This window comes from Bradyrhizobium sp. USDA 3311 (genome assembly GCF_054062495.1).
This window is the reverse complement of the sequence record NZ_JBSSFI010000001.1, coordinates 2,228,502-2,252,784: the sequence shown is the minus strand read 5'-3', so window position 1 is coordinate 2,252,784 and position 24,283 is coordinate 2,228,502. Positions and strand designations below refer to the sequence as shown.

Below are 24,283 nucleotides of genomic sequence, written 5' to 3'. Positions count from 1 at the left end.
ATGAACGGCGCGCCATCCAGAATAAAACTGCGAACTCGTATGTTATTGAAGTGACCATACAACTTATGGCGCACCCAAACACGACCCACTGCAGATGGCGCCGGCCTTCTGCAGCACGGAGACTGCTCGGCTGCGGCCACACGAGGTATCAAGGCACGAGCTCAGGGCACCTCCCGCTGTCCGATTCTTCCGCCACTCACAATCCGATCGCTCGGATGCACTACGACCCGATCGCCGACAGCCAGTCCAGAGATCACCTCAGCCACGTGTTTATTGCGGTGACCGATCTGGACCGGCTCGAGCCGGGCATGCCCATTCTCGTCGGCAAAAACGGCCCACTGGTCACCTTTTCGGAACAAGGCACTCACCGGGATGGTCAATGCATCGGTGGCGCTCCAGGTGGTCACATGGACGACCACCCGGTAGTCGTGGCCAAGCTGGGACCACACTTCGGGCGGATCCACGAAATCGATCGTCACCCGTACCCGCTGCTCCTCAATGCCTAGCGCCGACACCTTCAGGAAGCCCGCGGGGTCCACGCGCACGACCTTGCCCTTGATCGGGGCCCCGCCCCAGCCGTCGATCCGGACGGGCGCGCCAACCTTGATCTGCACGGCGTCGGTCGAGAGCAGGTCGGCCACGACCTCCAGATCGAGCGGGTTGCCGATATCGACCAGCGGCGTCCCTGGCAGGACCGTCGCCTCGCTGTCCTGGACGATCTTCAGCACCCGTCCGCTCGCCGGCGCGAGTACCCGGACGCAACAGGTCGGCTCCGCCGACGGGGCAGCGTTGGCTGGATCCATCAACCGGGCAGCCAGGCTGGTGCGTACCGCACGCCGCATGTCGACCTGAGCCTTGGCGCTCGCCAAGGCGGCCTCGTTCGTGGCCACGTCGAACTTCGCCTTATCGAAGGCCTGGGCCGAGGTGGACTGCGTCCGCAACAGCGTCTGCGCCCGCTGGAACTCGGTCCTGGAAAAGTCCAGCGCCGCTCCGATCCGCTGTACCTCGGCTTCCTGTTGCTGGATGGCTGCGTCCGCGGCCGCAACTTCCGCCTGAAGCTGGTCGCGGGAGCGCACGTCGATGAAGCCCGGCAGTGTCGGCTGCATCAAGGCGATGACGGTCTGGTTGGCGACGACCTCGTCGCCGACGTGAAGCGACGGCCCCTGCTCGCCGAACGGATGCGAAATCCTCAGGACCTTGCCTGCGATGGGCGCCGAGACGGTGTAGACGTGGCGGACGCGCGTCTTGCCGTCGTCGTCCGCCGTGACTTCGATCGGGCCTTTCGCGACGGTTGCGAGATCGACCAGAACCGGCCGGAGCCATGCGAACCACGCCAGTCCGCCCGCGATCCCGGCCAGGGCCGCAGCACCGATGATACGTTTGGTCCAGTTTGCCGACATGGCTAGTCTCGCGTCTTGAGGACCGCCACGAGGTCCAGTTTATCGATGCGTTCGCGGATGACCACCGCGGAGGCGACAGCGGCCAGCACCACCACGGACGTGGCGAAGACGTAGGTCGAATGCTCGACGACAAGGCGGACGCGCATCAGTTCTCCGGCCAGGTTCGTCTTCATGACCCACGCGAGCCCGTAACCCATCGCCCATCCGGGCGGTTGTGCGATCAGCGTCAGGATGGCGAGCTCAAGCAGGAGGATGCGCAGAACCTCGCCGCGCGTGAAGCCGAGGACGCGCAGGCTCGCCAATTCCCGCGCCCGCTCCGACAGCGAGATCCGGGCGTTGTTGTAGACGACGCCGAACGCGATCACGGCGGCGAGCCCGGTGTAGATGCTCGCCATCGTGGTGATGAGTAGCGCGACGGTCTTGCGGAAGTTCGCGAGCGAGACGCGCTGCAGCGCCACACCGGCGACCGTCGGCATGGACTTCACGGCCGCGTAGAAGTCCTCCTTCCGGTTCTCGTCGAGGCTGAGGTTGACGCTGGTGACGACGGGGGCCTCGCGCATGACCTGCCGAAGTGCGTCGATATCCATCATGCCCCTGATGCCGAAATAGTCCTCGACGGTCGCCACGACCGGCATCGTGACGGTACGTCGGGCGCCTTCGAGCAGATCGAGCTCGACGGTATCGCCGGCCGCGACCCCAAGGATGTGGCCGAGCATGCCGGAGATCGCGAGGCCGGTCTCCGGAAGCGCGACCGGCCGGAGGTCGACGTCGATGATGCGCCTCAGGTCGGCACCGGCTGGCCGGCCGCTGATCGTGATCCGGCGCTCGACGTTGCCATGGCGGATCCGGACGGGCACCTCGCGGAACGGCTCGGCGGCGAGAACGCCGGGCAGCCGGTTCACCTGCTCCACGACGTTCTCGATCCGCTTCTCGACGAAGCCGATGGTCGCGTCCTGCCGGTCGGCGAGGAAGTAGGTCACGTCGATCAGTTGCTCCATCGTGTCCCGGGTAAACAGCGAGACGACCAGGATCGCGGTGGCCAGCGCCATCCCAAGCGCCGTGAACGCGGCCCGGACCGGGTGTCGCGCGATGTTGCGGATCATCATCAGCGTCGGCTGCGACACGACTTCGTCGAGCTGAATGCTCGCCGGGAGCAGCCGCCGGTACAGCGGAGGGGCCGGCGGTTGCATGGCGACGGCGGGCGCCAGCCTCACGACTTCGCGCAGCGCCCGCAACGCGCCGATTGCCGCGGCGGCCGCGCTGAGCGCGCCGGCGATCACATACAGATCCGGCGCCTTCGCGAACACCAGGAACGGGAAGTGGAAGAAGTCGCCGAACAGCCCCGTGACGCGCAGTCCCAGTAAGGTCCCGACGATGCTGCCCAGGACGATTCCCGCCGCCACGATCATGGCGACGAACTTGAAATAGTGCAGAACGATGCTGCCGTCCGTGTAGCCCAATGCCTTCAGGAGGCCGATCTGCTCGCGCTCCAGAGCGACCAGCCGGCTGAGGGTGAGATTGACCAGGAACGCGGAGACCAGAAGGAAGATCGGCGGCAGCGTGCGGCTCATGTTGTTTAGCATGTCGAGTTCATGATCGAGCCAGGCGTGCGAGGTCTGGTCCTTCCGCCCGTGGGCCGCCTGGCCGCCGTAGGGATCGAGCAAGGCATCCAGCCGCAAGATCACCTCGCGCTCGGCGGCGCCGGGCTGCAGCTTGACCGAAACTGCCGAAAAGGCGCCGTCGAGATCGTAGACGCCTGCGAGCGCCTTCTCCGACATCCAGACGATGGCGAAGCGGCGGTCGTCCGGCATCAGGTCGCCCGGGCCGACCGTGTAGACGAACTCGGGGGACAGGGCCGTGCCGACGATGACGAGCTCACGCTTCTTGCCGTTCAGAATGGCCGAGAACCGCGCCCCTTCGGAGAACCCATGCGCCCGCGCGAACGGCTCGTTGACGACGACCTCCTCTGTCCGTCCCGGCTCCGGAAGCCGTCCGGAACGGATGTACAGCCGATTGAGGTGCGGCTCGGCGTTGTCAGGTAGGGATACGAACTGCCCGCTGGCTGGTTCGGAAAAGCCTGGGATGTCGAGCAGCGCGAGCTTCGCGATGCGCGCGTCGACGGCGGCGACACCGGGGATTTCCGCGATCCTGTCGGCGAGGGCCTTGGGTGCGCGCTTCGCCTGGGCGAACACGTCGCCGAAGCTGTACCGTTCGTAGTACGCGATCCGCGTCTCTTCGAGAGACCGATGCGAGCCGACGGCGAGCACCAGCGTGGCGACGCCGCCTCCGACGACCAGCGCGATGGCGAGGACCTGCGCCCACATTCGCCTGACGTCCCGGAACAGCTTGATGTCGAGCGCCCTCATGCCGTCACCAGCTGAGTTCGGCCGCTTCGCGACGGGTCTCGTTCCTCTGGATCCTGGAGATGCGGCCGTCGGCGAAGAACAGCACCCTGTCGGCGACCTGCTGGATGCTGGCGTTGTGCGTGATGATAATTGTCGTGGTGCCGAGCTGTCGGTTGACGCCGAGCAGCGCTTCGATCACGCGAATGCCGGTCTTCGAATCCAGCGCCCCGGTCGGCTCGTCGCAGAGCAGCACCGCCGGGCGTTTCGCGATCGCGCGGGCTATGGCCACGCGCTGCTGCTCGCCACCGGATAGCTGCGCCGGAAAGTGATGCATCCGCTCCTCGAGCCCGACCAGAGCGAGGGCGTCGGCCGGCCGCATCGGATTTTTGGCCACCTCGGTGACCAACGCCACGTTTTCGTAGGCGGTGAGGCTCGGCACCAGATTGTAGAACTGGAAGACGAAACCGACGTGGTCGCGGCGATACTTCGTGAGCTCGCGGTCTTCGAGATCGGTCAGGTCGATATCCCGGAAGAACAGCCTGCCGCTGCTCGGCCGGTCGAGACCGCCCATGATGTTGAGCAGGGTCGTCTTGCCGCTGCCGGAGGGGCCGAGCAGCACGACAACTTCTCGCTCAGCGATCTCAAGATCGACATTGTTGAGGGCATGGACCGCCACCTCGCCGGAGACGTAGGTCTTGGTCAGAGCCGTGGCTGTGAAGACGGATTGGGTCATTGCGTCTCAAACAGTGTGAGCAGTCACTCTCCGCCTTTGAGGCTCCCCTGGATTGATTTAGATCAGGCAGCTCGCTGAATTCGCTCGGTTTTCTCAAAACAGACGCTCAGTAGACATGAGTTGCTCCGGCGACGAGCTCGCCGACCAGTTCCGGGATCCTGCCAAGGTGATCCGATACAATCTCCGCACCTCGCTCTCTTAGCTCCTCCGGGGGAACGCCGTCCTTCGTCGCCAGCCTGAGATGAACGAGATCCGGCATGGACACCGGCGCACCGATCCGGCTGACGATGAGGCACTGCGCTGCGGAGACCTCCGGAATGGCGCTGACCAATGTCTCAGCTACTCGCTTTGCCAAGATGTTGTAGATCTTGCCGACGTGGCTAACGGGGTTCTTGCCGGCGGCAGCCTCCAAGCTCATCGGCCGCCAAGGTGTGATCAGGCCATTGACGCGATTGCCCCGACCGACCTGCCCGTCGTCGCCAGCCTCCGCTGAGGTGCCGGTCACGGTCAGATAGATGCTATCGGACGCCGCATCATCAGCAGCGTTGACGGCCACCTCGCAATCCCTAAATCCGTGCTCGCTTGCGCGTTCACGGACGTACTCGGCGAGCGCCGCCTTTTGTTGCAGATAGCTGTCCATGTCGTTAAGAAACCGCCCGATCATGGCGCAGGCGATTGTCAGCTTGACGCCCTCTCCGCTTCGGACAGCCATGATTTTGATGTCTTCACCCCAAGCCGGATGGTCACGCGCGCGATCGCGGCCGTGAATTCCCTGTTCGATTGCGAGCACGAGGCGTTCGAGCGCACTGAGCGGTGCGTGACCAACTCCGAAAGACGTATCGTTGGCAAGCGGAATTTGCCTTGCGCTCCCCCGAGAGAACAGCGATTGCAGGTCCTGCGAGCCCTGATGAACCAGGGCCTCGATACGGACGTGACGATCGGCGTCCAGCGCATGGAGATTGGCCTTCAGCCAGGCCCTTGAGCCCTCGATGGCAATGTCCTCGACTGGAATCGCTTCGTTTCCGACGTTGGTAACGGCCCGTCCTGCCAGGAGGATTCTGATCGGATCGGTCACCTTTCCGCCGTTGAAGGTAGGCATTGCCCTGCCGCCGCACAGTAGCGCTTTGTCGACATTGTAGTGCAGCACATGGCCGAATCTGCGCAGGTACTCGCGACAGAGATTGCGGGACAGCGTCTCGGCAAGGGCATCGCAGATCGTGTCCGGGTGACCGGCTCCCTTGCGCTCGACGACCTCCACGTCATCGCGATTGTCAAGCTGCGAAAGGACAAGATCAAACATCGGTGTAACCAATCGAAACAGAGGCGGTCAGCCCTTTTCCGCACCATAAGGACCGGTCTACCGGCGATGGTCGTACTTGAATTGCAGGGCAGCCGGACTCGCGCCGGTGCGCTCGACAGTGAGCTTCACGGTGTAGAGATCAAATCCGGGAAGGTCGAAGAAGCCGCCATAGGTCGTGGTGCCCGAGATCTGCATTGGCTCAAGCTTCTTCTTGGCGCCGGACAAGCCCAATCCTGATACTTCCGCAGTCACGACGGCATCAGAAATACGCGCGCCGCTTGCTGCATCAAAGACGGCGGCAACGACGTGATATTCATGCGGCCCCTTTGGGGTGCGCCCGTGCATCGGTCGTTCGGTGGTGGAGCCCGACGGGAGGCCCTTCACGATCTCGGCCGGCACGATGCCCAGGTAGACCGTCACTCCTCCTGCCGTTTTTGAGAGGTCGGTGTCCGCAGCGGTCGCTATGCCGATCAAGCAACCGGCCAGCCAGAGGCCTCCGAGCAGAGCGCCGACCGCCCGCCGGCTAACCATGCCGATATCCTCCAGTGGACTCAGTGCCAAAGACCCGGCTCAACTTCGGAATGAATCCCGGCACATCGGCCGCATATCTGACATAGGCGTCTCCGAATTCTGCTCGGGCATCCTGCTCCTCCGTGTGAGCCAGCCTGACGTACATCACGGTCAGCACCGGGAACATCGCGAGCGTCAGGATCGTCGGCCATTGCAGCAGGAAGCCGAACATCACCATGATGAAGCCGACGTATTGGGGGTGGCGAACGTAGCTGTAAGGCCCGCTTGTGGCGAGGCTTCGGGTCTGCTGGGCATCGTACAGCACCCTCCAGGCCGCGGAAATCAGGACGAAGCCCGCGCCGATGAAGATGAAGCTCAGGATGTGGAACGGTCCGGCGTGCGGATTGGTCTTCCAGCCGAACATCATCTCGAGCAAGTGCCCGGCGTCATGGGAGAACCAATCGACGTTCGGGTAGTGCGACTGCAGCCATCCCGAAAGGAAGTAAATGGTGAGCGGGAAGCCGTACATCTCCACGAACAGCGCCACCAAAAATGCGCTGAAGGCGCCGAAGGAGCGCCAGTCGCGGGCGGTCTGCGGCTTGAAGAAGCTGTAGGCGAACAGGATGAAGACCACCGAATTGACGATGACGAGGCTCCAGAGACCGTAGGCGGGCGCGGTGTCGTGCATCACGCGCTCCTTGGATCGTTGGGGCGGCCGCCGCCATGGTGGTGACCGTGTCCGCCATGCATGAAGAGGTGCATCAGCGGACAGGCGAGAAGCGGAAGCCAGATCAACAATCCGAGCACGTGGGCCCTGTGCTCGGTGAACAGGAGTGCGCCCGCGATGACCAGAAATCCCACCAGGACCAGGCCGGCCTTGGCCTTGACCGACAAGCCCTCTCGAGGGCGCTCTCGATACCCGGAATGATCCTGCACCGACATCTGCACGCTCCTATGGCGCTTGATAGCTTAGAGGCGCGGCTGCCATCATTGTTGACGCAGATCAACGGCACGAGTCCCGCAGGGCCTCACTGCATCGGCTTGCCGGGCTGCATTCCCATGCCCATCATGCCTCCGCCCCGCATCGCCGGCATCATGCCCATCTGCGGCGCGAGCAGCTCGTCGGCGGTCTTCTTCTGCTCATCGGAAAAGCTGCCGACGAGATTGGTCAACGCGGATTTCATCGCGCGGGTAGCTTCGAGCCGCGCGGACAGCCATTTCTCCTGCCAGGTCAGCCGGTCTACCAAAGGCTCGGAGCCGGCCTGTGACATCATCGAGGTCCGCAGCTCGCCGAGGGCCTTGGCATTCGCGCGCAGCGCGTCTGCAAACGCGTTCCAGGCCGGCGCCTGGGCGTCCGTGATCTTGAGCTCGGTCCGGAGGAAAGCGATCCGCCCCTCCACGCGATCGATCATCTCCATGCCGTCGCCGGACTGTCGCATCATGCCCATCATCCGCATCATGTCCGACATCGGCATGTTGCCGCCCATCATGTTCATCATGCCGCCGCTGGTCATGCCCTGGGACGGTCCGGTGCCGCGCGGCGGCTCCGGAGCCGCGGGCGCCTTGGTTGCCGGCGCCTCCTTCTGGTCAGGATGATGACCCTGGTGCTCGGCAGGCGATTGCGCGAACGAGCGATTGCTGAGGATCGTGAGCAGCAAAGCTGCCGCAAGCGTGGGGCTTCGCATCGTTAATCCTCCTGAGATCTGGCATTTGGATGGATTGTGACGATCGCCGCCTGATGCGAGTTGATTCACGTCAACCAAAGCCGCGGTCGCGACAGGATTACCAAGTGTTCGTTGCTTGCGATCCCTCAAAGCGGAAAGCCCGGCTGCGCCTCATGATGGCGGGTCCACAATCCGGGAGAACGGACATGATCACGAAGAAGCTCTTGGCTGCGATCGGCATCGTTTCCCTGTTGGCGGTGCCGGCGATGGCGCAGACCACCGACAAGGAAAAGAACGGCCATCATTACAGCGGTGGTCCGAAGACCGAGGTCCCCCACCACATGGGCAAGAAGGAGACGGTCGGCGTTTCGAAGGACGGCGCGTCCGGTGGCCATCACTACACGGGCGGCCCCGCTTCGTCGCCGCACCACATGGGCGACAAAAAGTAATAAGGATCGCGCCCGTTCTCGCGGCGGCAACACCGCCGCGGCGGGCTTCTCGGTTTCGGCAGGTCGGCTCCGCCGGCCTGCCGTCAGCCGACCACCCGATCTCCGACGAATCGACGACACCTCGATCGGGATCACGGGCAGTAGAGATTTGCTCGAAAAGGCGGTGTTGGCCAGCCGAAACAGGGCCGGGTTCGCAGATGAGTACTGGGCGACCGCGCCATCCAGAACCAAGCCACGAACTCCTACACAATTGAAACTCCTTGTGATTTTGCAAGCGCTCGCAGCGCAGCGATGCTCGCCGCCGACTTCGGCCTTGAGCACGCCTCATAACTCTGCGCGCCATGGCGGCTTCGGGATGCTAGTATCGCGAAGGCCGCAAGACCGACGCGATTGAAATACGGTCGAGACGATGGCGCGCGAAGAGACGCACTCCAAAAACAACGCCTGACCGCATTTGCGGTTCGTCGGCCGGGATATGGAGGACGCTATGGCATGGCGCGACGACAAGGCCCGGGCAACTCTGATCCACGACGCGGCGGAAAGCGTGCAGCCGGGCAGGGCCCCCCGGACCTTTGCCGAGCTTCTGTTCGGCTACACCAATAGCGAGGATCTCGCCAACTACGATGCCTCCTCGCTTGCCCTCCTGGCGGAGCAAGCCTGGGAGCACGTGCAGCGGCGCACGGCCGGTCGTGCCGATATCCGCATCGTCAATCCGATGATGCCGGATGGGCGCGAGATTTCCGTGCTCGAAATTCTCAACGACAACATGCCCTTCCTGTTCGATTCCACCATGGCGGAAATCGCCGAGCAGGGCATCGAAGTCACCCTCGTCGCTCATCCCATCATCGCGGTGGAGCGCGATGACCAGGGCAAGCTGCTGCACTTCTACGGTGAAGCCCTCCCGGAGGGAGCAAAGGGCGCGCGAGAGAGCCTGATTCACCTCCACATCACCCGCCTGGACGCCGACGCCGACCGCGACAGGCTGATTGACGGCCTCACCAGGACGTTGAGCGACGTGCGCGCCTGCGTCGTCGACTGGCGCGCCATGCGCGACCGGGTCGAGGACGCGATCAAGACTTTCTCGTCCAATCCGCCGCCGCTGCCGATCGACGAGGTCGCCGAGGCCAACCAGTTCCTGCAATGGCTATGCGCCGACAATTTCACCTTTCTCGGCGTGCGCGAATATCGCTTCTCGCCCGACAGCGATGGGTCGGACGACATCACGACCGCCGAGGGCCTCGGCATCCTGCGCGATCCCGATGCGAAGGTCCTGCGCCGCGGCAACGAAATGGTGGTGATGACATCGGAAATTCGCGAGTTCATGCGCGAGCCGACCCTGCTGATCGTCATCAAGGCCAATGTGAACAGCCGGGTTCATCGCCGCATCCGGATGGATTATGTCGGCATCAAGCTCTATGCGCCCGACGGCCGGCTCGAGGGCGAATTGCGTGTCGTCGGCCTGTTCACCTCGGGCGCGTATACGCGCTCGGCACGACAGATCCCCTATATCCGCCACAAGGTGACACGGGTGCTCCAGCGCGCCGGCTTCGACCCGAACAGCCATTCGGGCAAGGCCTTGATGCATATGCTCGAGGAATATCCGCGCGACGAGCTATTCCAGGTCGATGTCGACACCCTCTTCAATTTCGTCATGGAGATTTTGATCCTCTATGAGCGCCCCCGCGTCCGGGCGCTGGCCCGGGTCGACAAGTTCGATCGCTTCGTCTCCATCCTGGTCTTCATTCCACGCGACAAATACGACACCGACGTGCGCACGCGCGTCGCCAACTTCCTGGCGCAGGCCTACCGGGGGACGCTGTCGGCCTCCTACGTATCCTTCCCCGAAGGAGCATTGGCGCGCGTCCACTACATCATCGGACGTTATGAAGGTAAGACTCCCGCCGTCGAGCGCGCCGCGCTGGAAGCCGGGATCAGCGCCATTGCCGCGACCTGGGCCGACAAGCTGAAGGCCGCGCTGGCTGCGTCGACCGATGGCATGCGGGCGCGCATGCTCGCCAATCGCTATGCCCAGGCCTTTACCGGCGGCTATACCGAGGTGTCCACGGCGGAACAGGCGATCGCCGATATCGCCACCATCGAGAAGCTCACCCCGGCCCGCCCGGTGACGATTTCGGTTCACCGCTTCGAGGAGGACGATCCCAGGCGCTTCGGCCTGAAGGTGTTCTCGGATGCCGCGCCGCTGTCGCTGTCCTATCGCGTGCCGGTGATCGAAAATCACGGCCTGCGCGTGGTCGACGAACGCACCTATCAGATCGTGCCCGGCAACAGGCCCGAGCCGGTATGGCTGCACGACATGACGATCGAGACCAGCGACGGCCAGCCGATCGAGATCAACCGGGAATTCAGCCATCGCCTGGAAGCCTCAATCATGGCGGTGGTCACCGATCGCGCCGAATCCGACGGATACAACGCCCTGATCCTGCGCACGGCCCTGGGCTGGCGGGAAGTCTCGACCATCCGGGCGCTGTCGCGCTATTTGCACCAGATCCGCGCTCCGTTCACCCAGGACTATATGTGGGAGACCTTGCGCAAGAACGCCGCGATCACAGCCAACCTCGTCGCGCTGTTCCAGGCCCGCCGCGATCCGCGCCTCGTCCTGACCGATCGCGAGCGTTCGGCGCGCGAGACAACTCTGCTTGCCGAGATCGAGGAGCAGCTCAAATCCGTCGCCTCGCTCGATGAAGACCGCATCCTGCGCCGCTTCACCAATCTGGTGCAGTCGACCATCCGCACCAATTTATGGCAGGTCGGCCGGGACGGACATCCGCGTCCGGTGATCTCCTTCAAGTTCGACGCGCGCAAGATCGAGGACCTGCCCCCTCCCCGACCACTCTATGAGATTTTTGTCTATTCAACCCGCGTCGAAGGCATTCACCTGCGCTTCGGCAAGGTTGCGCGCGGTGGCTTGCGCTGGTCCGATCGGCCGCAGGATTTCCGCACCGAGATCCTCGGCCTGGTGAAAGCGCAGCAGGTCAAGAACGCCGTGATCGTGCCGGTCGGCGCCAAGGGCGGCTTCGTGCCCAAGCGGCTGCCGCCGCCCTCCGATCGCGAGGCGTGGCTCGCGGAGGGCACCGAAGCCTATCGCATCTTCGTTCGCTCGCTGCTCGAACTCACCGACAATCTCGACGGCGACGTCGTCGTGCCGCCCGACTTGACCGTGCGGCATGACGGCGACGACCCCTACCTCGTCGTCGCCGCCGACAAGGGCACCGCCACCTTCTCCGACATCGCCAATGCGATTTCGGCCGAGAAGAACCATTGGCTCGGCGATGCCTTCGCCTCCGGCGGCAGCCAGGGCTACGACCACAAGAAGATGGGGATCACGGCGCGCGGCGCCTGGGAAGCGGTCAAGCGCCACTTCCGCGAGCTCGGCACCGACATTCAGACCATGCCTTTCACCGTGGTCGGCGTCGGCGACATGTCCGGCGACGTTTTCGGCAATGGCATGCTGCTCTCGCCGGCGACAAAGCTGGTGGCGGCATTCGATCACCGCGACATCTTCATCGATCCCTCGCCTGATCCCGCGATCAGCTTCGCCGAACGCAAGCGCCTGTTCGACCTGCCGCGATCGAGCTGGCAGGACTACAACAAGACGCTGATCTCGCAGGGCGGCGGCGTGTTCTCGCGCACGCTCAAGGCGATCCCACTGGCACCGGAAGTGCGCACCCTGCTCGATCTCGACAAGGAGCAGGCCACACCGTTCGAGGTGATGACGGCGATCCTGAAGGCGCGCGCGGACTTGCTGTGGTTCGGCGGCATCGGCACCTACATCCGGGCGTCGGCGGAGAGCGACGATCAGGCCGGCGACCGCGCCAATGATCCGATCCGCATCACCGGGACCGAGGTTCGCGCCAGGGTGATCGGCGAAGGCGCCAATCTCGGCGTCACCCAGCGCGGCCGCATCGAAGCGGCGCAGACGGGCGTCAAGCTCAACACCGACGCGATCGACAATTCCGCCGGCGTGAATACCTCCGACGTCGAGGTCAACATCAAGATTGCATTGGCGCGCCCCGAGCGCGAGGGACGCCTCAGCCCGGCTGACCGCAACACCCTGCTCGCCGCGATGACCGATGAAGTCGGCACGCTGGTGCTGCGCAACAACTACCTCCAGACGCTGGCGCTCTCGCTTGCCGAACGCAAGGGCGTGGCCGAGACCGGCTTCCTCACCCGCCTGATGCAGTCGCTCGAGCAGCGTCACCTGCTCAGCCGTGCCGTGGAATTCCTGCCCGACGATGCAGCGATCGCCGAGCGCACGAGGCGCGGCCAGGCCCTGACACGGCCGGAGCTCGCCGTATTGCTCGCCTACGCCAAGCTGACACTCTACGAAGACCTGCTCCTCACCGGCGTGCCGGATGATCCTTATCTCGCCCGCAGACTGTCCCTGTATTTTCCGCGCGAGGTTCTCGAGAAATTCCCGACCGCGGTCGAGCACCATCGCCTCCGACGCGAGATCATCGCGACCAGTCTCGTCAATGCCGTGATCAACCGCGGGGGCCCGGCCTGCATCGTGCGCCTGACCGACGAGACCGACGCCGATATCTCGACCATCGTCATGGCGCAGGTGGCGGTGGACGCGATCTACGAGCTCAGGCGACTCAACGACGCGATCGACGCGCTCGACACACGTATCGACGGGCAGTTGCAGCTCAGCCTCTACGCGACGATCCAGGATCTCCTGCTCTCCCGCATGGTCTGGTACGTGCGCAATGTCGATTTCAAGGATGGGCTGAGCGCGATCAACGCCCGGTTTGGCCCTGCCGTCCGCGAGATCGCAGCCTCCCTCGACGACGCCCTGCCGCCGGACCTGCAAGCCGCGCGCGGCAAGCGCCGGCAGGAGCTGACCGATGCCGGCGTCCCGACCGGCCTCGCCGGCGAATTGGCGGACCTCGACGCCCTGGTCTCGGCGCCTGACATCGTGACGGTCGCCGAGCGCACCGGCCGCAGCATCCGCGATGCCACTGCGACGTTCTTTGCCACTGAGGCCAATTTCCGTCTCGACCGCATCATCGCCGCCGCGCGCAGCGTGCCGGTCAGCGATCATTTCGAACGCCTGGCCATCGACCGCGCCGTCGAACTGATCGCGGCGGCCGAAAGACGCCTGACCGCGGATATGCTGGCAACCGGCCAATCCGGTCAGCAGGCTGTGGAGACCTGGCTTGCGGCTCATCCCGAGGCGACGCGCATCCGCCGCGCGGTCGAGGAGATTTCTGCCGGCGGCCTGACGCTCGCCAAGCTGATGGTGGCGGCCAACTTGTTGGGGGACCTGGTCAAAGCCTAGAGGGAGGAATCCAATGATTCACGCCACGTGCCATACCGCCGACAATGTCCGCTGTATCGAGTTCGATGCCACACCGTGGTTCAACGAGGCTGATGCTCCGAGCATCATCGATTTGGCTCGACGAGGATGGACCAGCACGGCGATTGCAGAATCCCTCGAGCACCGACGTGGATACGAAGGCTTGCACGACCTCGTTGAGTATGCGGCGAAGCGACTGCAATCGGAATCCCTGGAGGACCCGACCTGGGAAACCTTCGAGTGCGTCGTCGATGGACCCGAGGCCGTCGCCTGGCTCGAGAAAAACCGGCCCAACGTTGTGGCAAGGATCCCGTAGGCCAAGGCAAGCGCAGCAAAGGCCACAATTGATTGGCGGCATTGCAAACGAAGCGGAAATGGCGCGCCACGGCCGATGAAGATGGGCACTATTGTTTCGCTGTGCCACTGTGCGCAGTCTGACGCTCTATCCAGCCGAGCCACGGGCGCGTGCGCCTGCGCTGTCACGCGGCGCCGTTACAGTTTTCCATAGACTCGCCCGGCGACCGCCTTCAGGTGCTCGACCGAGCCGGACTCAGGATGCGGCTTGACCGGCGCGAACAGGATCGAAGCCTGCCTGCCGTTCTTCCAGACATAGATGTTGACGGCGTTGCCGTTGCCCTTGGTGCAGGAATGCTCGCCGAACGCTTCACTGCCGAGCTCGGGTATCGCCACGTGTTTGCACGGGCCCGTGCGCTTCATCATGCTGATGACGGTGTCGCGCGAGATTGCGATCACCGCGACGGTCATGGTGTTGGCCTCGCGATCGAACATCATGCAGCTGCCCGCGCCGGTCCGCTGGACCGTCAGCGTGCCCTTGTCGAGAAAGCCGTCGGCATCCGCGGCCGTGAGCCACTCGCAATTGCCGAACCGCTCGCTGCTCTTGCTTACATTCCCGATGGCAACGCGCGCGGCTTCGGTGATCGGTCCGAGCAGCGCATCGTCGGCACGCCGGCCGATCGGATAGACGCTGATCTGCAGGATGTAGTCGCCGGACAAGGCGACGACCGAGACCTCCTGGCGCTGCGCACCGGCGGCGCTCGTTCCGCCCTGGCCTTCGTCGCCGATCCCGGCGACTGCGTTAAGCGGCATGCGCTCGCCAAGCGTCTTGACGAAGGTCGCGTACAATTCCCTGGCGCGGTCCTTGTCGGGATTGCGGAACACGGTCAACATCATCGTGTCGCCGCGCCCGGCCTGGTAGATGCAGCCGCGACCGTCCTGATTTGAAATCAGCGACCATTTGAGCGCCGGCATCGCACGGGCGAGCTCCTGGGCGCTGATGAACGGGCAGGTCTCGGCCGCGCGCACGGGAAGGACCGGGACGGCTGCGATTGCAAGGAACAGGGCGAGGCAGGAGAACAGACGATCGATAGGACGCATGGGACAACTTACCACCGCAAATGGCGCGCCATTCAGAACAAAACCGCGAGCTCGTATATAATTGAAATTGTTATACAAATTCAATCTTCTGGGAGGATCGACTCACCGAAGGCTACCTACGTCCCCAACGGTTTCCGCCGAGTTTATGATGGACGTAGTTTAGCGATCCGCCGGCGCCCAAGGCCATGCTCGCCGATCTGTCGCGCTACACCCACCGCGTTGCCATCGCCAACAGCCGCCTGATCGCCTTCGACCAGCAGGGTGTCACCGAGGGGGAGCAAAACTGCCCACCAGCAGAAACCTCGTGATGCTCACGCCTTCTCGAATGTCCAAGGGACGGCCGACCGGGGACGAATTGTCGCGAAACGAGCAATCTCGCCAGACTTGATAACTTGCTTATGATATCGCGGAGATAGCTTGTTCGCAGCTGTCCGCTTTTCTGGGAGAAAGCGGGCGCTGTAGCTCTGCCGGTTTACCGTGGGTAGGCTTTATCAATGGACAATGTCACCGCTCGAACGAACGCCGACGCCTTGACCAAGAGAAGCCTCGCTCAAACAAAGACTGGCGAAAGCCCGCCACGCACGGATGTCGGGACGATAACGCTCCATTGGGCGACCGCGCTCGCGTTCGTCGTAAGCCTCGTTACCGGCATACGCATCGCAGCGGACGCGCTGCGCGCCCCCTTCTCGAAATGGCTCGCTCCGGTCCTGCCGCAGGGCGAGATCTTTTCCTGGCACTTCCTCGCGGGACTCGCCGTCTTCTTCTGCGGGTCGGCCTACGTCGCCTACCTCGCGCGCAGCGGCCTCGTCGAGCGCAACAGCCCCAAGAAGACGCGGATCCTCGCGATGCGCGCTCCGGCTCGCCTCAAATGGGGAGCCGTCAACATCATCCTGCACTGGTTCGTCTATGCGCTCGTGATCTTCCTCACGGGGACGGGCGTGATGATGTATCTCGGCTATGGCGGCTGGTGGGCCTATCTCCACTCGACCGCCGCCTTCGTCGCGCTCGTCTATATCTTCGCGCATGTCGTCGCGCATTTTCTCTATGGCGGCTGGCAGCAGATTTTCCGCGTGTTTCGGCCGGCGCCGCTCGCGATCACGAAGGCCGTGCGGCCGAGGCCTCTTCTCGTCGCCGCTGCGATCGGGGTGGCAGTCGCGTGCGGCGTCGCCGGGCTCGACTGGGCAACGCGCGATACGCTCGTCGTCGCGCGGGTGAGCGACGCGCCCAAGCTGGACGGCGCCATGGGCGATCCCGCCTGGTCGCGCGCGCGCCCCGTCTTCATCCGCACGCAGCAGGGTGCCAATCTCGGCGGATCGGGCGAATCGCTCGTGGAGGTGCGCGCCCTGCACGACGGGCAGAAGATCTATTTCGCCTTCCGCTGGGAGGATCCCACGCGCTCCCTGCGCCGCATTCCGATCATCAAGAAAGAGGACGGCTGGCACGTCCTCGACGAGCGTGCGGGCCTGCAAGACGCCGTCGACTTCTACGAGGATAAACTGGCGGTCATTTTCTCGGATAATCCATCGCTCGGCGGCGCAGGCGCGACGGATCTGGGCGCCAATCCGCTGCCCGGCAAGCCGATGCCGATCAACGGCCGGGGCTTCCACTACACGACGGATGCCAGCTACATAGACATGTGGCAGTGGAAGGCGTCGCGCGGGGGCATGCTCGGGCGTGTCGACAGCCAATATATCGGCCCGCCCTACGCCCCGACCTTGGACGAGCAAAATTACGATGCCCGCTACCAAGGCGGCTATTGGAACAAGCCTGGTCGCGCTCTTTATTCGTATAACTTCAAGTTCATCCACAGGAACGACAAGGGGCCCGTCACGGTTCTGCGGCTTCCCAAGGATTGGAAGGCGCAGGTCGCAGCCCTCAGCAAATTCGATCTTAATCCCGACAGCAGCGACGACGAGAACGGCCGCTGGTACATGTTCGACGGGGAGAGCGAACCCTACACTCCAGAGGCCGACGCGAGGATTCCCGTTGGCACGATCCTGCCCGGCGTGATTATTGCCGGCGACAACGAAGGAGAGCGGGCCAATGTCACCGGGGTTTCAAAATGGAGCAACGGACATTGGACGCTCGAGCTGACGCGCAACATGAAAAGCGATGGCAGATATGACAAAGCCTTCGTGCCAGCCCACGATCTCTACATGTGGGTCGCTGTCTTCGACCATGCACAGACGCGGCATGCGAGCCATAACCGCCCGGTGCGTGTCGTCACGCAGAACTAGGCGTCTCATGGGGAGCGACGTGCTCGACCGGAGGCCACTACGGCGCGGCTGCGCTGAAGCATCGCTTCGCCCTCAACCGCGCATCGCATTCCGGCGCGGCGAGCAGCGGCCTGCTCGCAGAAATTCGCGACGCCCAGAGGCCTCGCGATGAAGACTCATTGTCGGCTCGTCCTCAACGGCAAGCTCGTCGAAGCCCGCGCCGGCGAAAGCCTGATCGACGCGGCGCTCGGCGGCTCGATCCTCATTCCACACGACTGCAGATCGGGACAATGTCAGAGCTGCCGGGTGACGGTCGTTTCGGGCTCGGTCGATGACGGCGGCTCGGGCCATGGCCGCACTGTGCTCGCCTGCCAGGCCGCGGTCGCAGGCGATGCGGAGATCGAATTCGAAGAATTGCCGCTACCGATGAAGCGGGCGTGCGCCGTTACCGAGATCAACGAGCTCTCGCCAGAGATCGCCGAAGTCGTGCTGACGACCTCAGCGCCGCTCGAGTTTCGGCCGGGCCAATATGTGCGCGTCAAGTTTTCCGGCTATCCTGCGCGCGAGTTCAGCCCGACCTTCAGACTCGATGGCTCCTTCAAGCAAGTCGAACTCGTCTTCCACATCCGGCGCCTGCCTGACGGCACGGTGTCGGGGCAGATCGGCAAGGCCATCAGGCCCGGCCATGCGGCACATGTGCAAGGCCCCTTCGGACAGGCCTATCTACGACAGGGCCAGGGGCCGCTGGTGCTGGTCGCCGGCGGAGCAGGCTGGGCCCCGATCTGGGCGCTGGCCCGCTCGGCGCGCTCGACCCAGCGCAACCGCGAGATGGCGGTCGTCGCCGGCAGCCGGGATGCCGATAACCTCTATATGCTTCCCTCGTTGCAGTGGCTGATCGACGACGGTGTCCGCGACGTCATTGCGACGACGGAGGTCGGATCTACCCTACCGATCAGGCCTGGGCGCCCATCGCACTACCTGCCCCTGCTCGGGCTGGAGGATACGGTCTACGTCGCCGGCCCCGTTGGTCTCGTCGATATCGTGAAGAACAAGGCACGCTCGGCCAATGCGCAATGCTACGCCGATCCTTTCCTGCCGAGCTCTCAAACCCCATCGCTGATGGACAAGATCACCCGTCTATGGCGAAGCCGCGAGCAGCCTCATCGCCCCGGTCTGTGAGCCGATGCCGAGCTTAGCAGCGCCGGCGGCTCACGGCTTGACGGGCAGACTACCGAGGCTGGTGATGACGTCGGCCGCCTTCTGGGTATCGGCAAAGCGTAGAAAGGCCAAGGCGTCCGGATCCTGCAACGTGCTTAAATAGATCAGCGCCAGCACCGCGCTCGAGGGATAATCCGCGTCGGTCGGGTAGTGGCCGTCCACGCGAAGCACTGTGAGCCCCTGTTCCAACGGCCGCGAGAAGGGGCCGAAGCCGATCGCGCCTTGAACATCGCGAACCGTCTCGATCGCTTCCTGTGTGGTCGTCGCCGTCTTCGATTTCTCGGTGATCTCGAGATCATGCCAGCCGGGCATGCTGGCCCGTAGCACGGTGAGAGTGCTGTCCTGGTCCTCGCGCCGCACGACGCGGATGCGCATATCGGCGCCGCCAAGCTCCTTCCAATTCGCGAGGCGGCCGGAATAGATCGCAACGAGCTGATCGCTTGTGACGGCACTCACTCCACAGCCGGGATGGACGATGAAAGCCGAGGGCAGGCGGGCGATCTCCTTGTAGACGATGCCGGAAGCCGCTTCGGCGTCGGTCAGGCGGCGTGCGACGCGCCCTAAGATCGCCTTGCCGGACCCCACGGCCGCGATGCCTCCGCCAGAACCGATGCTCGGCGGGACCTCGATCTGTGGCGATCCTTCCTGCTGCATGAAGCTCGCGGCGATGACGCGCAGGACATCGATGCCGTCTCCGGTCCCGACGATGTCGAGCCTGCGTGTTTCGGCGCTAGCGGCATTCACCCCCGCAAGGCAGAGGCCCAAAATTGCCGCCGTTATCCTCGAAAATGCCATGGCAAACCCCTTCGAAGCACGAGGTGCGCAATCTGGCAAAGAAACCTAAACCATCTGTTGTCGCAACGCCGTGCCTTTTGGAATCATCCGTGGCGGACAGAAAGTGAAAAGCACAAAATCTGACGGTTTAAAAAAACCATTTGCTAATTAACCGGCCACAAATAGACGATCAAATTGACGATTTTGGGTATTCCACTCGCCTAAGGTTGGTGCCTGGAAGGGGCCTCAATGAGCGACATTGACCGGCCCCCATAAGTTCAGGGTGCTGGCGGTGGTGGCGACTGACCCGGATATGGCAGAGGCATCGAGGGCGCCGCCCCGCTGGCGTCGTTGGGCCGTTCCGTCCGGGATTCCGAGTTTCCCCTCGTCTATCGCCATGCGCCTTGTTGCCGTCGTGCTCGCGACCGGCGTCCTCGGGCTCGGCCTCATCGGCGGCTTGACGGCGCTACGCCTGCAGCAGCAACTGAGGCATCAGGCTGGGGCACTGGGTGAACTCTCAGAAGACCAGCTCGCTCATCGCCTCGACGGCGAGGCGCAGTTGGCGCGAGCGCGAATCGAGGTCCTGGGCGCAGAAACCGCATCTCGCCTGCGTCAGATCGCTCAGCGCGCCGATGTCGCCAAGGCGGTCGCCTCGAACAACGATGTGACTATCCGCGAGCTGCTCAGCATCGTTGCTTCGACCTCCGGCTTCGAAAGGCTGATCGCCTTCGACGAAACCGGTCGCGTGATCGGCGCCAACACGCCCCTCGACCTCCTCGCGCTCAACCGGGCGCTCGAGAGTACCGCTCTCTCTGTCAATCTCAACGCGATCCTCAAGGACAATAGCCGCTCGCACCCGCGGGGTGAGGAAGGCATCAATGAGTTCAAATTGCGTGAATTGTCAGCGCTCGGCCTGCCGCAGCGCCACACCATAGCGCACACCGCGACCGAGCCCGTGTTCGACGACTTCGGCGACCTCATCGGCGCGCTTGCCGCCATCCGACCGCTCGGCCGCACGGAACGGACTCTCGAGAACTTCACTTCGCTAGCCAATGCCGGCGTGGTCATCATCACGGGTGACAACGAGATCGTGTCTTCCGCGGGGCCTGAAGGGGTGAGATTCAGCGGCGCCAGGACGCGTTTGACCGGGCTGCAGCGCTCGGATGACGGCAACTACGTCGCGCGCTGTGTCGATTACGAGGCGACGCTCAAGGTGTGTACGTTCGCGAGCGCATCGCTGGTGACGACGACACGCGATCAGATGTTCCAGATCGGCGCATCCCATACGCGTTCGCTGATGTGGCAGTTCCTGGCATCCGCGGCGCTGGCGCTCGGTGCCTTGGTCGTCGCGCTATTGGCCGCCGTGAGGCACCTCACGAAAGGACTTTCAGCGCTCGCCAAGACCGCCCAGGAAATCGCGGGTGGCAATCTCGACGTTCAATTCCGCGCAACGGGCATCGGAGAGGTCCGCGGCCTCGGCCTCGCATTCGAGCGAATGCTGACGCATTTGCGGGCCAGCACTCAAAGAATTCGCCAGCTCGCTTTCTACGACACGGTGAGCCGCCTTCCCAATCGGGAGAAGATGCGCGTCGATGCGCCGGCGCTCATCGGCGCGGAAGAGGGCGCAGCGCTGTTCTTCCTCGACCTGGATGGCTTCAAATCCATCAACGACACTTTCGGGCACAAGGCTGGCGACGAGCTGCTCAGGATGGTGGCCGAGCGCTTGAGCAATTTGCTGACGTCCAAGGGCGCTGCCGGCAAATGTCTGCTCGCCCGGGTCGGGGGCGACGAGTTCGTCGCCATCATCGCTGGGGTGCAGACGGTCGAGGCCGCGAGCCTCAGTGCCCGCGAGATGATCGAGACGCTGCAGGTTTCCTTCAAGCTCCAGAGCAACCATGCAACGATCGGCGTCAGCATCGGCATCGCGATCTGTCCCACCCATGGCACAACCTATGACGATCTCCTGATCCGCGCCGACCTTGCGATGTACGTCGCGAAGAGCTCGGGACGCAATACCTACGCGTTCTTCACTCCGGATCTCGCAGAGGTCGCGCGTGCCCGCCATGCGCTCGAAACCGATCTCGCCCTGGCGATCCGCAATGAAGAGCTCGTCGTCCACTACCAGCCCAAGGTGTCCTGCGCGAATGGCCGCATCCTAGGGGTGGAGGCGCTGGCGCGCTGGCATCACCCGAAGGAGGGCGACATTCCTCCTCAGCGCTTCATCAAGATCGCGGAAGAGATCGGCCTCATCATGGAGATCGACCGCTTCGTGCTCAGGCGCGCGCTCGCCGAAATCGGGGGCTTGATCCGGGCCGGCTCGAACCTCGTGCTCGCCGTAAATGTCGCGGCGACGGAAATCGAAGACCCGCTGTTCATCAGGGATATCATCACGACCGTTCGCGAGGCCGACTTCCCGCCGCCAAACCTCGAGATCGAGATCACAGAGTCGGTCGCGATGCGCAATCCTGATGTCGTGCGCGAGAGAATAAGCCTGCTCAGGCAATTGGGCATACGCTTCGCAATGGACGATTTCGGAGCCGGCTATTCGAATCTTTCGACGATGGCGAGGCTCCCCTTCGACGCCGTGAAGCTCGATCGCACGCTCGTGGCGGGTGTCGCGGGAGACCGCGAAAAGCAGACGATTCTTCGCCTGGCGCTCGGACTTGCGGACGAATTGGGGTTCGAAACGGTCGTTGAAGGCGTCGAAACGGCCGAAGACCTTCGGTTCGCGGCCGAAAACGGCGCCACCATGGCGCAAGGTTATATTTTTTCTCCGCCGCTACCGCTCGAAGAGTTCGCCGTCCTGCTCCAGCCAACCCTTTTGGCGGTCGAACTGGTGCCCAGGCGAGACGGAGCGGAGCGGAAGACTATGATCCGCTGAGGCGTCGGCGCCAACCTCAGATGCCGATCGGGTATCAAATAGGCACCGATCCATACGAGAGCTCTGCAAGAGTTCGCGGTTCTGTACTGAATGGTGGGAAAATGGCGCGCCCGGAACGATTCGAACGTCCGACCCTCAGATTCGTAGTCTGATGCTCTATCCAGCTGAGCTACGGGCGCGTTTTTCGCGGACAGTGCGGGCTGGGCCCGCAGGCAGCCTCCGGACAGCGCCGGAGGGGTGCGAAAGAGCGCTCTGACTAACCGCTCTTGTCCCGATTGGCAAGGTCCGGGATGGGGAGATTTTGTAGAGAAATGACGACTTCGCCCGGGTCATTCCGGGCTCGCGAAGCGAGAAGTGCGGAATCTCGACCCCAAACCTCCGGATTCCGGGTTCGGCGCTTTGCGCCGCCCCGGAATGACGCCGTTGCTCGGCCGCTGACCGACTCGACTTACGCCCGCGCCCGCTCGTTGCGGATGGAGAGCAGTTCCACGGGACGGTCGGGGATGACGATCCGGAAGGTGGCGCCGATAGTGCCTTCGACCAGGTGGATGTCGCCGCCATGGGCGCGGACGAGCTCGGCGGCGATGGCCAAACCAAGCCCGCTGCCGCCGGGACGGCCCGATGTCTGGAACGCCTCGAACAGATGGTCCCGGGTCTTCTGGGGGACGCCGGGACCCGTGTCGGAGACCTCCAGGATGGCGACGGCGCCCTCGCGCTTGCCCGTGATCCGGATCTGCTGCGCGCCGCCGTCGCCGGAGGAATGACTTTCCAGCGCCTGGGCGGCGTTGCGGACGAGGTTGAGCAGCACGCGGAACAGCTGGTCGGGGTCGGCATCGACCGCGAGCCCGCGCTCGATCGCGGCGACCCAGGCGATCGAGGCATCGCTGGCAAGGCCGGCGGTCTCGCGCACCTCGAGCACGACAGGCTCGATCAGGATCATGCGGCGGTCGGGCGAGGCCTCCTGGGCGCGGCCGTAGGACAACGTCGACTGGCAGAAGGCGATGGCGCGCTCGAGCGAACGCACGAGCTTGGGCGCAAAGCGCTGCACCCGCGGATCCGGCACGCTGGCAAGCTGGTCCGACAAAAGCTGCGCCGACGCCAGCAGATTGCGCAGATCGTGGTTGATCTTGGAGACGGCGAGGCCGAGGGCGGCAAGCCGGCTCTTCTGATGCAGCATCGACATCAAATCGCGCTGCATGTCCGACAATTCGCGTTCGGCGACCCCGATCTCGTCGCTGCGCTGGCTCGGCACGATGATCCGCGCCGAGCTCTCGGGGTTTTCGTGGAAGCCGACCAGGCTCGCGGTGAGCCGCCGCATCGGCCGCACGAAGAGATAGTGGAGCGCGAGATAGACGAGGCCCGCGGTCAAGACCCCGATGATCAGCGCGACCACGACGACATTGCGGGAGAAGCGGTACATCGACTGCCGCAGCGGCAATTCGTCGGTCACGATCTCGACGAACTGGGCGTTGCCGACGCCGGGGCCGACGATGCGGATGGCCTGGTTGCCGGTCTCCAGCATCATCTGGATCGAGCCGGTGATCGCCTCCCATACGGTCATGTCGCGGAGATCAACGTCGTGCTCGATCGCGGCGGGCAGATTGTCGCTGGCGAGCAGCCGGCGCTGCTGGCCCATCTTGATGGCGACGGCGCGGGCATTGATGCTTTTCAGGATCTCGCGCGACAGCGAATCGGGAACCATGCCGAGCGGGGCGGCGTCGAGCACCAGCGCCGCCGTGTTGGCGGCGGCCACGCGGTCGTTCAGCCGGTTGACCCAGAAGTTGGCGATGGCGGGCACGTAGAGCAGGATGGCCGCGATCATCACCAGGGGGACCGTGAGCAGCAGCAGCTTGCCTGACAGCCCCAAGCCGGCAGGCCCACGCGGCCGCATCGCCGGCGGGTCCCGCTGATCCGTATCCTGGATCGGCTGGAGGTCTGTCGCTGCCACGAAATTCGTCCTCACTGACTTGGCCCGACTGAGTTGGCCGGTGAACGATCTGGCGGAGGAAGGATGCGGCCCGCCCCCGGTCCGGTCAAATTACGGATCGCTAATCTCCCAAGGTGGGATGTAGGCGCTGATA

Annotated in this window: 17 protein-coding genes, 1 tRNA gene and 1 pseudogene; 7 read left to right on the top strand and 12 right to left on the bottom strand. The window is 64.0% G+C overall.

The features are described 5' to 3' along the window. Positions 1–161: 161 nt before the first annotated feature. From ACVWW6_RS10580 to ACVWW6_RS10545, 8 genes are all read right to left on the bottom strand, one after another. Positions 162–1,400, bottom strand: coding sequence for an efflux RND transporter periplasmic adaptor subunit (locus tag ACVWW6_RS10580; protein ID WP_456680675.1), 1,239 nt, complete (start codon positions 1,398–1,400; stop codon positions 162–164). Positions 1,401–1,402: 2 nt separating this feature from the next. Then, positions 1,403–3,766, bottom strand: a complete 2,364-nt coding sequence (locus tag ACVWW6_RS10575; RefSeq protein ID WP_456680674.1) for an ABC transporter permease — start codon at positions 3,764–3,766, stop codon at positions 1,403–1,405. Between the two features lie 4 nt (positions 3,767–3,770). Next, complete coding sequence (locus tag ACVWW6_RS10570; RefSeq protein ID WP_456680673.1) at positions 3,771–4,478, bottom strand: ABC transporter ATP-binding protein; 708 nt, start codon at positions 4,476–4,478, stop codon at positions 3,771–3,773. A 106-nt stretch (positions 4,479–4,584) separates the two neighbouring features. Beyond that, a complete protein-coding gene (locus ACVWW6_RS10565) occupies positions 4,585–5,778 on the bottom strand; it encodes a methionine adenosyltransferase (protein WP_011090712.1) in 1,194 nt (397 codons plus the stop codon). Between the two features lie 57 nt (positions 5,779–5,835). Continuing rightward, positions 5,836–6,198: a hypothetical protein gene (locus tag ACVWW6_RS10560; RefSeq protein WP_244660559.1), complete on the bottom strand. Its 363-nt coding sequence runs from the start codon at positions 6,196–6,198 to the stop codon at positions 5,836–5,838. A gap of 103 nt (positions 6,199–6,301) precedes the next feature. Continuing rightward, complete coding sequence (locus ACVWW6_RS10555) at positions 6,302–6,976, bottom strand: methyltransferase family protein (RefSeq protein ID WP_060908968.1); 675 nt, start codon at positions 6,974–6,976, stop codon at positions 6,302–6,304. After that, a complete protein-coding gene (locus ACVWW6_RS10550) occupies positions 6,976–7,230 on the bottom strand; it encodes a DUF2933 domain-containing protein (RefSeq protein WP_060908969.1) in 255 nt (84 codons plus the stop codon). The genes ACVWW6_RS10555 and ACVWW6_RS10550 overlap by 1 nt, the downstream gene beginning before the upstream one ends. Before the next feature lie 86 nt (positions 7,231–7,316). After that, the gene (locus ACVWW6_RS10545) at positions 7,317–7,973 is read right to left on the bottom strand and encodes a Spy/CpxP family protein refolding chaperone (protein ID WP_456680672.1); all 657 of its coding nucleotides are present in this window, start codon (positions 7,971–7,973) and stop codon (positions 7,317–7,319) included. Positions 7,974–8,158: 185 nt separating this feature from the next. On the opposite strand from ACVWW6_RS10545, the gene ACVWW6_RS10540 reads away from it, so the two are divergent. The 3 genes from ACVWW6_RS10540 to ACVWW6_RS10530 all read left to right on the top strand — a co-directional run bounded on the left by ACVWW6_RS10540 (position 8,159) and on the right by ACVWW6_RS10530 (position 14,034). Next, complete coding sequence (locus ACVWW6_RS10540; protein WP_028175482.1) at positions 8,159–8,401, top strand: hypothetical protein; 243 nt, start codon at positions 8,159–8,161, stop codon at positions 8,399–8,401. A gap of 475 nt (positions 8,402–8,876) precedes the next feature. Then, positions 8,877–13,700 carry an NAD-glutamate dehydrogenase gene (locus ACVWW6_RS10535; protein ID WP_456680671.1) on the top strand — a complete coding sequence of 1,608 codons (4,824 nt, stop codon included), beginning with the start codon at positions 8,877–8,879 and terminating at the stop codon, positions 13,698–13,700. A 13-nt stretch (positions 13,701–13,713) separates the two neighbouring features. Then, positions 13,714–14,034, top strand: coding sequence for a hypothetical protein (locus ACVWW6_RS10530; RefSeq protein WP_038966087.1), 321 nt, complete (start codon positions 13,714–13,716; stop codon positions 14,032–14,034). 176 nt (positions 14,035–14,210) lie between these two features. On the opposite strand, the gene ACVWW6_RS10525 is transcribed toward ACVWW6_RS10530, so the two are convergent. Next, the gene (locus tag ACVWW6_RS10525; RefSeq protein WP_456680670.1) at positions 14,211–15,113 is read right to left on the bottom strand and encodes a hypothetical protein; all 903 of its coding nucleotides are present in this window, start codon (positions 15,111–15,113) and stop codon (positions 14,211–14,213) included. 176 nt (positions 15,114–15,289) lie between these two features. Between ACVWW6_RS10525 and ACVWW6_RS10520 the strand changes: the two are divergent. The 3 genes and pseudogenes from ACVWW6_RS10520 to ACVWW6_RS10510 all read left to right on the top strand — a co-directional run. Next, positions 15,290–15,382: pseudogene (locus ACVWW6_RS10520) on the top strand (transposase); the annotation flags it as partial. Positions 15,383–15,643: 261 nt separating this feature from the next. Next, on the top strand, positions 15,644–17,350 hold the full coding sequence (locus tag ACVWW6_RS10515; protein ID WP_456680669.1) for an ethylbenzene dehydrogenase-related protein: 1,707 nt from the start codon (positions 15,644–15,646) through the stop codon (positions 17,348–17,350). 147 nt (positions 17,351–17,497) lie between these two features. Continuing rightward, positions 17,498–18,508 carry a 2Fe-2S iron-sulfur cluster-binding protein gene (locus ACVWW6_RS10510; protein ID WP_028175477.1) on the top strand — a complete coding sequence of 337 codons (1,011 nt, stop codon included), beginning with the start codon at positions 17,498–17,500 and terminating at the stop codon, positions 18,506–18,508. 30 nt (positions 18,509–18,538) lie between these two features. Here ACVWW6_RS10510 and ACVWW6_RS10505 read toward each other — a convergent pair whose 3' ends face one another. Next, positions 18,539–19,342, bottom strand: a complete 804-nt coding sequence (locus tag ACVWW6_RS10505) for a PstS family phosphate ABC transporter substrate-binding protein (protein WP_028175476.1) — start codon at positions 19,340–19,342, stop codon at positions 18,539–18,541. A 262-nt stretch (positions 19,343–19,604) separates the two neighbouring features. Here ACVWW6_RS10505 and ACVWW6_RS10500 point away from each other — a divergent pair, with 262 nt between their 5' ends. Further along, entirely contained in the window at positions 19,605–22,202 is a 2,598-nt protein-coding gene (locus ACVWW6_RS10500; protein WP_271552753.1) for a bifunctional diguanylate cyclase/phosphodiesterase, read from the top strand. A gap of 102 nt (positions 22,203–22,304) precedes the next feature. Here the strand turns inward: ACVWW6_RS10500 and ACVWW6_RS10495 are convergent. Both ACVWW6_RS10495 and ACVWW6_RS10490 read right to left on the bottom strand, forming a co-directional pair. After that, a tRNA-Arg gene (locus ACVWW6_RS10495) sits at positions 22,305–22,381 on the bottom strand. Between the two features lie 269 nt (positions 22,382–22,650). Then, on the bottom strand, positions 22,651–24,150 hold the full coding sequence (locus ACVWW6_RS10490; RefSeq protein WP_028175987.1) for a sensor histidine kinase: 1,500 nt from the start codon (positions 24,148–24,150) through the stop codon (positions 22,651–22,653). Positions 24,151–24,283: the final 133 nt, after the last annotated feature.

Bases quoted from the DNA above. Each gene is read 5' to 3' on its own strand.
- ACVWW6_RS10565 (WP_011090712.1), bottom strand. From the start codon at position 5,778: ATGTTTGATCTTGTCCTTTCGCAGCTTGACAATCGCGATGACGTGGAG.
- ACVWW6_RS10530 (WP_038966087.1), top strand. From the start codon at position 13,714: ATGATTCACGCCACGTGCCATACCGCCGACAATGTCCGCTGTATCGAG.
- ACVWW6_RS10505 (WP_028175476.1), bottom strand. From the start codon at position 19,342: ATGGCATTTTCGAGGATAACGGCGGCAATTTTGGGCCTCTGCCTTGCG.
- ACVWW6_RS10570 (WP_456680673.1), bottom strand. From the start codon at position 4,478: ATGACCCAATCCGTCTTCACAGCCACGGCTCTGACCAAGACCTACGTC.
- ACVWW6_RS10535 (WP_456680671.1), top strand. From the start codon at position 8,877: ATGGAGGACGCTATGGCATGGCGCGACGACAAGGCCCGGGCAACTCTG.
- ACVWW6_RS10555 (WP_060908968.1), bottom strand. From the start codon at position 6,976: ATGCACGACACCGCGCCCGCCTACGGTCTCTGGAGCCTCGTCATCGTC.
- ACVWW6_RS10550 (WP_060908969.1), bottom strand. From the start codon at position 7,230: ATGTCGGTGCAGGATCATTCCGGGTATCGAGAGCGCCCTCGAGAGGGC.
- ACVWW6_RS10580 (WP_456680675.1), bottom strand. From the start codon at position 1,400: ATGTCGGCAAACTGGACCAAACGTATCATCGGTGCTGCGGCCCTGGCC.
- ACVWW6_RS10540 (WP_028175482.1), top strand. From the start codon at position 8,159: ATGATCACGAAGAAGCTCTTGGCTGCGATCGGCATCGTTTCCCTGTTG.
- ACVWW6_RS10545 (WP_456680672.1), bottom strand. From the start codon at position 7,973: ATGCGAAGCCCCACGCTTGCGGCAGCTTTGCTGCTCACGATCCTCAGC.
- ACVWW6_RS10510 (WP_028175477.1), top strand. From the start codon at position 17,498: ATGAAGACTCATTGTCGGCTCGTCCTCAACGGCAAGCTCGTCGAAGCC.
- ACVWW6_RS10575 (WP_456680674.1), bottom strand. From the start codon at position 3,766: ATGAGGGCGCTCGACATCAAGCTGTTCCGGGACGTCAGGCGAATGTGG.
- ACVWW6_RS10525 (WP_456680670.1), bottom strand. From the start codon at position 15,113: ATGCGTCCTATCGATCGTCTGTTCTCCTGCCTCGCCCTGTTCCTTGCA.